This window comes from Saccharothrix sp. NPDC042600 (genome assembly GCF_040647305.1).
Taxonomy (GTDB): Bacteria; Actinomycetota; Actinomycetes; order Mycobacteriales; family Pseudonocardiaceae; genus Actinosynnema; species Actinosynnema mutabilis.
In genome coordinates this window covers 21,228-32,851 of the sequence record NZ_JBEZBW010000091.1, presented here as the reverse complement: position 1 = coordinate 32,851, position 11,624 = coordinate 21,228, and the positions used below count along the sequence as shown (strand labels likewise).

The window sequence follows — 11,624 nt, the reverse complement described above, 5'->3', positions numbered from 1 at the left end:
CCCCGCCGGGGGGGGGGCGGGGGGGGGGGGGGGGGGGGGGGGGGCGGGGGGGGGGGGGGGGGGGGGGGGGGGGGGCGGGGGGGGGGGGGGGGGCCCCGGGGGGGGGGGGCCCGGCGCGGGCGGGCCGGCAGGTCAGCGGGCGGCCGGCGGGGCCAGTGGCGGGGCCGGCGGGGCGGCTTGGGCAAGTGGCTGCGGAGGTGTGGGGTGGGCGGGCACCATCGGGGTGGGCGCGGGGAGCGTCCGGGTGTGTTCGAGAGGGGGAGCTCGTGGTTCGTCGTGTCGTGTTGTTGTTGGCCGGTGTGGTGTCTCTGCTCGGGTTGGTCGTCGTGCCGGCCGGGGCGGCGGGGGCGTGTGCCGTGGACTGGGGGTCGGGGGCCAAGTCGGTCTGGCCGACCACGCGCGGGGCGTTGGTCGACGTCCGGAGCGGGCGGCAGGAGTGCTTCGACCGGCTCGTGTTCGACTTCGCCGGGTCCAACGACGGGTACTACGTCACCTACACCGACGAGGTGTACGAGGAGGGGTCCGGGAAGGTCGTCCCGCTGCGCGGCGGGGCGAAGCTGCAGGTCGTCGTGCACTCGCCGGCCTACGACGAGAACGGCAACCCGACCTACGTGTACCCGAACCGGTCCGAGCTGGTGGACGTGACCGGGTACACCACGTTCCGGCAGGTCGCGTGGGCCGGGTCGTTCGAGGGGCAGACCACCGTGGGGCTCGGGGTGCGGGCGCGGCTGCCGTTCCGGGTGTTCACGCTGTCCAACCGGGTCGTCGTGGACGTCGCCCACTCCTGGTGACGCGTCAGGTGTGGGCTGCCACCCGGTAGCCCACACCGCGGATCGTCTCGATCCTCAGCGCGTCGCCGAGCTTGCCGCGCAGCGCCGCGATGTGCGTGTCCAGCGTGCGGGACGGCGCTTCCCAGTGGGCCTGCCACACCTGGTCCACGATGAGGTCCCGGCTGACCACCGCGCCCGCCCGCCGCACGAGCAGCGCCAACAGGTCGAACTCCTTGCGGGTCAACGTGATCGGGACGCCGTCGATCGTCGCCTCCCGCGTGGCCGGGTCCAGCACGACCGCGCCCAGCGCCAACCGGACGGCCTGGTCCTCGGCCGCGCGGGCGGCGCGCGTGCGTCGCAGTACGGCTTCGATGCGCGCCAACAGCTCGGCCGTGCCGAACGGCTTCACCACGTAGTCGTCCGCGCCCGCGCGCAGGCCCAGCACGCGCTCGCGCTCCTCGCCGCGCGCGGTCACCGTGATGACCGCCGTGCCCGGCCGGTGGCGCAGCTCGCGCAGCACCTCCAGGCCGTCGCGGTCGGGCAGGCCCAGGTCGAGCAGCACCACGTCCGCGGGCGGCGCGGCCAGCGCGGCGGCGGCCGTGGCCGCCCGGTGGACCTCGTAACCCGCGTGCTTCAAGGCGGTCATCAGGCCCCGAGCCACCCGGTCGTCATCTTCGACGACGAGGATGCGCATCGGCCCTACCGCCTCACTCCGCCGACTTCTCGCCCGGCTTGGTGTCCGGCACCTTGGTCCCGGTGCCCGGCACCTTGGCACCGGAGTCCGGCACCTTGGCACCGGAGTCCGGCATCTCGGCGTCGGCCCGGTCGGCATCGGTCTGGTCGGTGCCGTCGGTGTCGGGCTCGTCGGCGTGCGGCTTGGTGTTGCCGTCGGTGTCGGTGTCGTGGGGTTTGGTGTCGCCGTCGGTGGTGGCGTAGGGCGACTCGGGGGTCTCCTCTTCCGCCGGCTCCTTGCGGACGATGACCTCGCGGTCACCTCGCTTGGCGGCGAGCACGAAGTAGACCACCGCGCCGAGGAACACCACGACCGACGTGATGACGTTGATGCGCAGCCCGAACACCTGCGTGGCCGGGTCCACCCGCATGATCTCGATCCAGAACCGGCCCGCCGTGTAGCCCGCGACGTACAGCGCGAACACCCGGCCGTGGCCGAGCCGGAACTTCCGGTCCGCCCACACGATCAGCAGCGCCACGCCGAGGTTCCACAGCAGCTCGTACAGGAACGTCGGGTGCACGATCTCCAGCGGCGTGTGGTCCAGCGCCACGCCGCCCAGCTCGTCCTCGAACCCGGTCGCCGGATCGACCCGCTCGTAGATCTCCAGACCCCACGGCAGCGTGGTGGGACCGCCGTAGAGCTCCTGGTTGAAGTAGTTGCCGAGCCGGCCGATGGCCTGCGCGGTCACGATGCCCGGCGCGAGCGCGTCGGCCATCGCCGGCAGCGGGATGCCCCGGCGGCGGCACGCGATCCACGCGCCGACACCGCCCAGCGCGATGGCGCCCCAGATGCCCAGGCCGCCGTTCCAGATCGCGAAGGCCTCCCACGGGTTCTTGCCCTCGCCGAAGTACTTCTGCCAGTCCGTCGCGACGTGGTAGAGCCGCCCGCCGACCAGCCCGAACGGCACGGCGAACACGGCGATGTCGGTGACCTCGCCCTTCAGCCCGCCGCGGGCCACCCACCGGCGCTCACCCCACCAGATGGCCACGATGATGCCGAGGATGATGCACAGCGCGTACGCCCTGATCGGGATGGGCCCGAGCTGCCACACGCCCCGGTCCGGACTGGGGATCGTCGCGAGGAAAGTCGTCACCACGGCCACCACCGTAGTGGGTGGGCCGATCCGTCCTACGGGGACAGCTCGATTGTTACCGGGAAGGGTCTTTCGAGCTTGAGCACGCCCGCCTCGCTGCGCGCCGCCTCGACGTACTCGCCGGCGTCCAGCTCGAACACCGTCGCGGCGGGTCCCTTCGGATCGACGAGCAGGTAGTACGGCACGCCCGCCTCGGCGTAGAGCCTCCGCTTCCAGGTGGTGTCCACGAACCGGGTGCCGGCCGACACCACCTCGCCCACCAGCACCAGGTCGGCGACCGGGACCGTGAGCCCGTCGTCGCCCGGCGCGCACACGACGACGTCGGGGACGAGCAGGGTGTCGTCCGCCAACCGGAGGTTCGCGCCCGGGATCACGTCGAGGTCCGGCGGCCGGGCTTGCGAGAGCGCGAAGCAGGTGTCGACCACCAGCGCTTGGTGGCGCGGTAGGCCGCGCGGGCTGGCCAGGAGCGCGCCCTCGACCACCTCCACCCGTTGCAGGCGGTCCTCCGGGAAGGCCGTCAGGAGGTGGTCGGCGGTCCACGGGCCCGGGTGGTCGGCCACCGGGTGGGCGCGGTCGTGGTGGGCGCGGTCGTGGTGGGCGCGGTCGTGGTGGGCGCGGTCGTGGTGGGTGGAGTCGTGGTGGGTGGAGTCGTGGTGGGTGGAGTCGTGGTGGGTGGAGTCGTGGTGGGTGGTGGTCGGGATCGCGGTCGGCTTGTTCATGGGGCCAGCATGCGGACGAGCACCGACAATTCCGGGGGCCTCGCGACCCCCGGAACCGTCAGTTCACTCGAACGTGTGTTCTAGGCCGGGGCGGGAACCTGGCGGACGCCCTCGGCCAGCTCCGCCGTCAGCTCGGCGACCCGGTTCTCCGCCACCGCCGACACGAAGGCCGACCCGACGATCACCCCGTCCGCGAACGAAGCCAACTCCGCCGCCTGGGCGCCCGACCGAACCCCGAGACCCACCGCCACCGGCATGGACGTGTGCTCCCGCACCCGCTTGACCAGCGCCGGAGCCGCCGACGACACGACGTCACGGGCACCGGTCACGCCCATCACCGACGTCGCGTACAGGAAGCCGCTGGACGACCGCGCGGTCAGGTCGATGCGCTCCTCCGTGGACGACGGCGCGACCAGGAAGATCCGGTCCAACCCGTGCGCCTCGGAAGCGGCCAGCCACTCCGACGCCTCGTCCGGCACCAGGTCCGGCGTGATCAGGCCCAGCCCGCCGGCCGCCGCCAGGTCGCGCGCGAACGCGTCCACCCCGTAGCGCAGCACCGGGTTCCAGTACGTCATCACGACCGCGCGCCCACCGAGCGACGCCACCGACTCGACCACGCCGAACAGGTCCCGCACCCGGAACCCGCCCCGCAGGGCCTCCTCCGACGCCCGCTGGATGGTCGGGCCGTCCATCACCGGATCGGAGTACGGCAGGCCGACCTCCACGATGTCGCAGCCCGACGAGACCATCGTCCGCAGCACGTCCTTCGACCCCTCCACCGACGGGAACCCCGCCGGCAGGTAGCCGATCAGCGCCGCCCGGCGCTCGTCGCGGCACGTCGCGAAGACCGAAGAAAGACCGCTCACGACTGCGCCCCCAGTCCGAACCACTTGATCGCGGTGTCCATGTCCTTGTCGCCGCGGCCGGACAGGTTCACCACGATCAGACCGTCCGGGCCGAGTTCGCGGCCCAGCACCAGCGCGCCGGCCAGCGCGTGCGACGACTCGATGGCCGGGATGATGCCCTCCGTGCGCGACAGCAGCGCGAACGCCTCCATCGCCTCCGCGTCGGTCACCGGCCGGTACTCCGCCCGCCCGATGTCCTTGAGGTGCGCGTGCTCCGGGCCGACGCCCGGGTAGTCCAGACCGGCCGAGATGGAGTGCGCCTCGGTGATCTGGCCGTCCTCGTCCTGCATCACGTACGACATCGCGCCGTGCAGGGACCCCGGCGTGCCCACGGTCAGCGTCGCCCCGTGGCGGTCGGTGTCGATGCCGTCGCCGCCGGGCTCCAGGCCCACCAGGCGCACTGACGGGTCGTCGATGAACCCGTGGAAGATGCCGATCGCGTTGGACCCGCCGCCCACGCACGCCGCCACCACGTCCGGCAGCCGCCCGGCCTGCTCCAGCACCTGCGCCCGCGCCTCGATGCCGATGACCCGGTGGAAGTCGCGGACCAGCACCGGGAACGGGTGCGGCCCGGCCGCGGTGCCCAGCAGGTAGTGCGTGTCGTCCACGTTGGCGACCCAGTCGCGCAACGCCTCGTTGATCGCGTCCTTCAGGGTGCGCGAACCCGTCTTGACGGGGATGACCTCGGCACCCAACAGCCGCATGCGCGCCACGTTCAGCGCCTGCCGCTCGGTGTCCACCTCACCCATGTAGATGACGCAGTCCAGGCCCATGAGGGCGCACGCGGTCGCCGTGGCCACGCCGTGCTGCCCGGCGCCGGTCTCGGCGATGACGCGCTTCTTGCCCATGCGCTTGGTCAGCAACGCCTGGCCGAGCACGTTGTTGATCTTGTGCGAGCCGGTGTGGTTCAGGTCTTCCCGCTTGAGGAAGACCCGCGCCCCGCCGGCGTGCTCGGCGAACTTCTTCGCCTCGGTGAGCAGCGACGGCCGCCCGGCGTAGTCGCGCAGCAGCCGGGCGAACTCGTCCAGGAAGTCCGGGTCCACCCGGGCCTTCTCGTAGAAGGCGGCCAGCTCGTCCACGGCCGCGATGAGCGCCTCGGGCATGTAGCGGCCACCCCATCGTCCCCAGTGGCCGTGCTCGTCGGGGTCGTGGGGGGTGGGGGCCAACTGCCCAGGCGACATGCGCTCTCCTCCGATTTACCTGCTCGGCCGGGGACACGCGGGGTGCGACCCCGCCGTCACCAGCTTGTTCACGGCGACCTTGGGGTCGCCGCTGGTCACCAGCGACTCGCCGACGAGCACCGCGTCCGCGCCGGCGCCCGCGTACGCCATCAGGTCACCCGGACCGGTGACGCCCGACTCGGCGATCTTGATCGTCTCGAACGGCAGCCCGGGCGCGATCCGCCCGAACACGTCCTTGTCCACTTCCAGGGTGTGCAGGTTGCGCGCGTTGACGCCGATCACGCTCGCGCCCGCCTCCAGCGCCCGGTCGGCCTCCTCGGCCGTGTGCACCTCGACCAGCGCCGTCATGCCCAGCGACTCGACCCGGTCCAGCAGCGACACCAGGGCGTTCTGCTCCAGCGCGGCCACGATCAGCAGCACCAGGTCCGCGCCGTGCAGGCGCGCCTCGTGCACCTGGTACGGGCTGACGATGAAGTCCTTGCGCAGCAACGGCACGTTCACCGCGGCCCGCACCGCGTCGAAGTCCGCCAGCGACCCGCCGAAGCGCCGCTGCTCGGTCAGCACGCTGATCGCCCGCGCGCCGCCCGCCTCGTACTGCGCCGCCAGCTCCGCCGGCTCCGGGATCTCCGCCAGCGCGCCCTTGGACGGGCTGCGCCGCTTGACCTCGGCGATCACGCCCACGCCCGGCGAGCGCAGGATCGACATCACGTCCAGCGCCGGCGGCACCTTGGCCGCGCGCTCCCTCAGCACGTCGAAGGGCAGTTCCGCCTCGCGCGCGGCGAGGTCTTCGCGGACGCCTTCGATGATCGACTCAAGAACGGTCATCCGAGCACCTCGCCCGTGTCCGTCGTCGTCCTGCCGCCGCCGGCGGCGGTCAACCCGTCCTTCGCGCTCGCAAGCTCCCGCACGTCATGCTCCCCTTCCCGCCAGAAGGATGCTAACCCCGGCACGAACCGCTTCCCGCCACCGGGGTCGCCGGGTTCGCGCTGATGACCGGGGCTGTCACGGGTCCACGTGCGCTTACGTGCGCAGCTTCGGGGTCAGTCCCGCTCCGTGGGATCGTCGCCGCGTTCCAGGGCGTTCCACATCTCGCGCTCGGGGTCGGCGGACTTCCTGGCCGCGCCGGGCGTCTGGTACCCGCCGCCCAGGCGCGGCATCGCCCCGCCGCGCAGCAGCAGCACCACCCCGGCGCCGGCCACGCACACCGTGCCGGCCAACGCCACCAGCAGCGCCGTCACGGGCGGTCCGGGGGTCACGGCCGTGACCGCCACCGCGACGGCGGCGAGCACCAGCACGACGCCCACCAGCCGCCGCACCCAGCCGCCCAGCGCCACCACCGCGGCGACCGCCGCCGCGCTCAGCAGCGCGGTGGGCACCAGCGCGGGCGACACCTCGGCCCCGGTGGCCTCCGGCTCCAGCCTGGTCGAGCCCCAGGTCATGGCCGACGAGCCCCACAGCGCCACCGCGCCCAGCACCAGCAGGGCGACCACGATCCACAGTGGACGCCGGTCGGGCCGGCCGCGGTCAGACACGCGCCGAGTCCACCGCCGGGGCCACCGTCCGCGACATGGTCCCCGCCGTGGCGATCGCCGACAGCACCGCGCCCGCCTTGTTCAGGCACTCGTTGTCCTCGGCCACCGGGTCGGAGTCGGCCACGATCCCGCCGCCGGCCTGCACGTACGCCACGCCGTCGCGGACCAGCGCGGTGCGGATGGCGATGGCGGTGTCGGCGTCGCCGGCGAAGTCCAGGTAGCCCACGACCCCGCCGTACAGGCCGCGCCGGGTCGGCTCCAGCTCCTCGATCAGCTCCATCGCGCGCGGCTTGGGCGCGCCGGACAGGGTCCCGGCCGGGAAGCACGCGGCCACCGCGTCGAACGCCGTCTTGCCCTCGGCCAGCTCGCCGCTGACCGTGGACACGATGTGCATGACGTGGCTGTACCGCTCGACCTTGAAGAAGTCGACCACGGTCACCGAGCCCGGCTTGCACACCCGGCCCAGGTCGTTGCGGCCCAGGTCCACCAGCATGAGGTGCTCGGCGCGCTCCTTCTGGTCGGCCAGCAGGTCCTTCTCCAGCAGGGCGTCCTCCTCCACGTCCACGCCCCGCCAGCGGGTGCCCGCGATGGGGTGCGTGGTCGCCTTGCCGTCCCGCACGGTGACCAGGGACTCGGGGCTGCACCCGACGATGTCGAAGTCGTCCAGCCGCAGCAGGTACATGTACGGGCTGGGGTTGGACGTGCGCAGGACGCGGTAGATGTCCAGCGGGTCGGCGGTGGTGCGCATCTCGAACCGCTGCGACAGCACGACCTGGAACGCCTCGCCCGCGCGGATGGCCTCCTTGGCCTTCTCCACGACGGCGTAGTGCTCCTGCGGGGACCGGCGGCGCACGAACTCCGGCTTGGGCCGGGAGAACACGGCCACGGTGGGCGGCGCGGCGCTCTGCAGGTCCAGCGTCATGCGGTCCAGGCGGGCCACGGCGTCGTCGTAGGCCGCGTCCACCCGCTCGGCGCTGTCGTCCCAGTTGATCGCGTTGGCGATGAGCGTGACCGTGCCCTCGTGGTGGTCCAGGGCGGCCAGGTCGGTGGCCAGCATCATGACCAGCTCGGGGACCCCGAGGTCGTCCTCGGCCAGCGACGGCAGCCGCTCCAGGCGGCGCACGGCGTCGTAGCCGATGTAGCCGACCATGCCGCCGGTCAGCGGGGGCAGGCCGGGCAGCGGGTCGGTGCGCAGCACCTCGATGGTCTCGCGCAGCGCCTCCAGCGGGCAGCCGCCCTCGGGCAGGCCTACGGGGTGCTGGCCGGTCCAGAACGCCTCGCCGCCGGTCGCGGTGAGCGCGCCCGCGCAGCGCGCGCCGACGAACGACCAGCGCGACCACGAGCGGCCGTTCTCGGCGGACTCGAACAGGAACGTGCCGGGCCGGTCCGCCGCGAGCTTGCGGTACAGGCCGACGGGGGTCTCCGCGTCCGCGAGCAGCCGCCGCACGACGGGGATGACCCTCCGCTGCGCGGCGAGTTCGCGGAACTCCTCGCGCGTCGGGCTGACCTCGCCCAGCCCCGCGCCGGCACCGATGACGCTCACCATGCGCGCCATTCTGCCGTGTGCACCTGCGGGCGTTGCGGGCGGCACAAATTCATCGCACGTTGAAAAACTTGCGCGCGCCACTCATGATGGACAGGTGAACGAAGGCACGCAACAGGCCGAACCCCGCCGCCGGGGCCGCCGCGCCGGCGGCGAGGACACCAAGGCCGCCCTGCTCGCGGCGGCCCGCGAGGTCTTCATGCAGCGCGGCTACGAGGGCGCGACGGTGCGGTCCATCGCGGCGCGCGCGGGTGTGGACGCGGCGATGGTCAACCACTGGTTCGGCGGCAAGGAGGGCCTGTTCGCCAAGGCCGTCCTGCAGCTCCCGGTGGACCCGAACACGCTGGTGGACCACCTGCTGGACGGTCCCCGAGAGCACATCGGCGAACGGATCGTCCGCACGTTCCTGGGCGTGTGGGACCCCATCGGCGGCGGCCAGTTCGCGGCGCTGATGCGCAGCGTCACCGCCCACGACCAGGTCGCCGACGTGCTGCGGGACTTCTTCGTGCACACCCTGCTCAAGAAGGTCGTCGCGGGCATCGGCACCGAGGACCGGCCCGAGCTGCGCGCCACGCTGGCCGCCAGCCAGATCTTCGGCATGGGCATGGTCCGGTACGTGGTCAAGTTCGAGCCGCTGGCCTCGACCGACGTGGAGACGATGGTCAAGGCCGTCGCGCCGAACCTCCAGCGCTACCTGACCGGCGACATCGGCTGACCGGCGCTCAGCCGGCCGACTCGGGCGCAAGCAGCACCGTGGCGTCGAAGCACGTCTTGTCGCCGGTGTGGCACGCCCCTCCGACCTGGTCCACGACCAGCAGCACGGTGTCGCCGTCGCAGTCCAGCCGCACTTCGTGCACGTACTGCGTGTGGCCGGACGTCTCGCCCTTGACCCACAGCTGTTGGCGGCTGCGCGAGTAGTAGGTCGCCCGGCGGGTCGTGAGGGTGCGGTGCAGGGCCTCGTCGTCCATCCACGCCACCATCAGCACCTCGCCGGTGCCCTTGCGCTGCGCCACCGCGCACACGAGACCGTCCGCGGTGCGCTTGAGACGTGCGGCGATCGTGGGGTCGAGCGCGCTGGTCACCGGGCTGCTCCGAAGTGCTCGCGGGTGGGCTTCATGTTCAGCAGCACCACGCCGAAGATGTGGCCCGCCGACAGCACGCCGGACAGGACGCGCACCCACAGCGGACCCTCGTTCAACGTGGCCAGCAGGTGCACCAGGCCGACCAGGCCGTAGATGAACGCGGCGGTCAGCCGCGCGGGCCGGAACCGGGCGATCAGCCCGGCCACCGCGATCAGCTCCAGCACCAGGATGATCAGCGGGAACTTGACCCACGCGCCGTCGCCGCTGCTCTGCCAGCGGATCAGGCCTTCGAGCAGGAACAACGCACCGCCGGCCGCGCCGACGACCATCGCGAGGAAGACCTCGACCGGACCGTTGCGCACGTCAGCGCACCTCCACACCGGCGTCGCGCAGGGACTTCTTGACCTCGCCGATGCGCAGCGTCCCGAAGTGGAAGACGCTGGCCGCGAGCACCGCGTCCGCGCCGGCCTCGACGGCGGGCGGGAAGTGGTCGACGGAGCCGGCGCCGCCGCTGGCGATCAGCGGGACGTCCACGACCTTGCGCACGAGCTTGATCAGCTCCAGGTCGAAGCCGGCCTTGGTGCCGTCGGCGTCCATCGAGTTGAGCAGGATCTCGCCGACGCCCAGCTCCTGGCCGCGGGCGGCCCACTCGACGGCGTCGATGCCCGTGCCCTTGCGCCCGCCGTGCGTGGTGACCTCGAACCCGGACGGGGTGGGCTGCTCGCCCTCCGGGACGCGCCGGGCGTCCACCGACAGCACGATGCACTGGGCCCCGAACCGCTCGGACAGCTCCTTGAGCAGCTCCGGCCGGGCGATGGCGGCGGTGTTGACGCCGACCTTGTCCGCGCCGGCGCGCAGCAGCTTGTCCACGTCCTCCGTGGTGCGCACGCCGCCGCCGACGGTGAGCGGGATGAACACCTGCTCGGCGGTGCGGCGGACCACGTCGAAGGTGGTCTCGCGGTCGGAGGAGGAGGCGGTGACGTCGAGGAAGGTCAGCTCGTCGGCGCCCTCGGCGTCGTAGGCGCGGGCCAGCTCCACCGGGTCGCCCGCGTCGACGAGGTTGGTGAAGTTCACGCCCTTCACCACCCGTCCCCGGTCGACGTCCAGGCAGGGGATCACGCGCACCGCGACTGACATGGGACAAAGCCTACGGGCAGGTCACCGGGCGTTTGCCGGCGGTGTCGGTCTGCGGCGCGACGGCGTCCTGGGTCACATCCGGGGGTTGGGGGAGGCGCGATCGCGCCGGATGTGGTTGACTGTAAGAGGTCGTAGGTTTTGTGTCCGTGTCTTCCACGCTCGCGAAACGTTGTTCGAGCGTGTGGTTTTCCCCGGATCTTCCCGGGATCTCCTCATCTTGAAGCGGCCTCGGTGGCGCAAGGGCGTCGCCGGCACTTTGCACGAGGAGAGAAAAAGTATGGCCAACGGCACCGTGAAGTGGTTCAACTCCGAAAAGGGCTTCGGCTTCATCGCCCCCGAGGACGGCGGCGCTGACGTGTTCGTCCACTACTCGGAGATCCAGGGCGGCGGCTACCGCAGCCTGGAGGAGAACCAGCGCGTGTCCTTCGACGTGGGCCAGGGCGCCAAGGGCCCGCAGGCGACCAACGTCGTGGCGATCTGAGCGAGTCCCGAACTCGAACGGCCCCGCTCCCCTCGTGGGAGCGGGGCCGTTGCCGTTCCCGGGTACTAGGTTGGCCCGCATGAGCCTCGGCGACGAGAAGTACGTGCTGCTGACGACGTTCCGCAAGGACGGCAGGGCCGTGCCCACACCCCTGTGGGCGGTGCGCGAGGGCGACGCGATCCTCGTGTGGACGCCGGCGGACTCCGGCAAGGTCAAGCGGATCCGGCGCAGCGGGGACGTCGAGGTCGCGCCGTGCGACTTCAAGGGCAACCCGACCGGCGCGGCCGTGAAGGCGAAGGCGCGGCTGCTGGACGAGTCCGGCAGCGACCGCGTCCGGCACCTGATCGGGCGCAAGTACGGGGTGCTGGGCAAGGTCACCGTGCTCGGCAGCAAGCTGCGGCGCGGGAAGAAGGGGACCGTCGGCATCGAGATCGTGCCGTCAACCTGA

Annotated in this window: 15 protein-coding genes; 4 read left to right on the top strand and 11 right to left on the bottom strand. The window is 72.4% G+C overall.

Translation table 11 applies throughout. The features are described 5' to 3' along the window. Positions 1-266 precede the first annotated feature (266 nt). Complete coding sequence (locus AB0A74_RS34265) at positions 267-791, top strand: hypothetical protein (RefSeq protein WP_358256121.1); 525 nt, start codon at positions 267-269, stop codon at positions 789-791. A 4-nt stretch (positions 792-795) separates the two neighbouring features. Here AB0A74_RS34265 and AB0A74_RS34260 read toward each other — a convergent pair whose 3' ends face one another. The 8 genes from AB0A74_RS34260 to AB0A74_RS34225 all read right to left on the bottom strand — a co-directional run bounded on the left by AB0A74_RS34260 (position 796) and on the right by AB0A74_RS34225 (position 8,479). Then, positions 796-1,464 (bottom strand): response regulator transcription factor, encoded by a 669-nt coding sequence (locus AB0A74_RS34260; RefSeq protein ID WP_358256119.1) that lies wholly within the window; start codon positions 1,462-1,464, stop codon positions 796-798. 13 nt (positions 1,465-1,477) lie between these two features. Continuing rightward, a complete protein-coding gene (gene lgt, locus AB0A74_RS34255) occupies positions 1,478-2,596 on the bottom strand; it encodes a prolipoprotein diacylglyceryl transferase (RefSeq protein WP_358256117.1) in 1,119 nt (372 codons plus the stop codon). Between the two features lie 35 nt (positions 2,597-2,631). Then, positions 2,632-3,315, bottom strand: a complete 684-nt coding sequence (locus AB0A74_RS34250) for a Uma2 family endonuclease (protein ID WP_358256115.1) — start codon at positions 3,313-3,315, stop codon at positions 2,632-2,634. Positions 3,316-3,395: 80 nt separating this feature from the next. Next, positions 3,396-4,181 carry a tryptophan synthase subunit alpha gene (trpA, locus tag AB0A74_RS34245; protein ID WP_358256113.1) on the bottom strand — a complete coding sequence of 262 codons (786 nt, stop codon included), beginning with the start codon at positions 4,179-4,181 and terminating at the stop codon, positions 3,396-3,398. Next, entirely contained in the window at positions 4,178-5,401 is a 1,224-nt protein-coding gene (gene trpB / locus AB0A74_RS34240) for a tryptophan synthase subunit beta (protein WP_358256112.1), read from the bottom strand. The genes trpA and trpB overlap by 4 nt, the downstream gene beginning before the upstream one ends. Before the next feature lie 15 nt (positions 5,402-5,416). Beyond that, entirely contained in the window at positions 5,417-6,226 is an 810-nt protein-coding gene (gene trpC, locus AB0A74_RS34235) for an indole-3-glycerol phosphate synthase TrpC (protein ID WP_358256110.1), read from the bottom strand. A 215-nt stretch (positions 6,227-6,441) separates the two neighbouring features. Then, a complete protein-coding gene (locus AB0A74_RS34230) occupies positions 6,442-6,933 on the bottom strand; it encodes a Trp biosynthesis-associated membrane protein (protein WP_358256108.1) in 492 nt (163 codons plus the stop codon). Beyond that, positions 6,926-8,479 (bottom strand): anthranilate synthase component I, encoded by a 1,554-nt coding sequence (locus AB0A74_RS34225; protein ID WP_358256106.1) that lies wholly within the window; start codon positions 8,477-8,479, stop codon positions 6,926-6,928. Before AB0A74_RS34225 ends, AB0A74_RS34230 begins: the two co-directional genes overlap by 8 nt. A 94-nt stretch (positions 8,480-8,573) precedes the next feature. On the opposite strand from AB0A74_RS34225, the gene AB0A74_RS34220 reads away from it, so the two are divergent. Further along, positions 8,574-9,191, top strand: a complete 618-nt coding sequence (locus tag AB0A74_RS34220; protein ID WP_358256104.1) for a TetR family transcriptional regulator — start codon at positions 8,574-8,576, stop codon at positions 9,189-9,191. 7 nt (positions 9,192-9,198) lie between these two features. Here AB0A74_RS34220 and hisI read toward each other — a convergent pair whose 3' ends face one another. The 3 genes from hisI to hisF are packed head-to-tail and all read right to left on the bottom strand — an operon-like array spanning position 9,199 to position 10,695. Continuing rightward, the gene (gene hisI / locus AB0A74_RS34215; RefSeq protein WP_358256102.1) at positions 9,199-9,558 is read right to left on the bottom strand and encodes a phosphoribosyl-AMP cyclohydrolase; all 360 of its coding nucleotides are present in this window, start codon (positions 9,556-9,558) and stop codon (positions 9,199-9,201) included. Then, a complete protein-coding gene (locus tag AB0A74_RS34210; RefSeq protein WP_358256100.1) occupies positions 9,555-9,920 on the bottom strand; it encodes a hypothetical protein in 366 nt (121 codons plus the stop codon). The genes hisI and AB0A74_RS34210 overlap by 4 nt, the downstream gene beginning before the upstream one ends. A 1-nt stretch (position 9,921) precedes the next feature. Continuing rightward, entirely contained in the window at positions 9,922-10,695 is a 774-nt protein-coding gene (gene hisF, locus AB0A74_RS34205) for an imidazole glycerol phosphate synthase subunit HisF (protein WP_358256098.1), read from the bottom strand. A 277-nt stretch (positions 10,696-10,972) separates the two neighbouring features. On the opposite strand from hisF, the gene AB0A74_RS34200 reads away from it, so the two are divergent. Next, positions 10,973-11,176 (top strand): cold-shock protein, encoded by a 204-nt coding sequence (locus AB0A74_RS34200; protein ID WP_343934445.1) that lies wholly within the window; start codon positions 10,973-10,975, stop codon positions 11,174-11,176. Positions 11,177-11,255: 79 nt separating this feature from the next. Beyond that, positions 11,256-11,624: a PPOX class F420-dependent oxidoreductase gene (locus AB0A74_RS34195; protein WP_358256096.1), complete on the top strand. Its 369-nt coding sequence runs from the start codon at positions 11,256-11,258 to the stop codon at positions 11,622-11,624.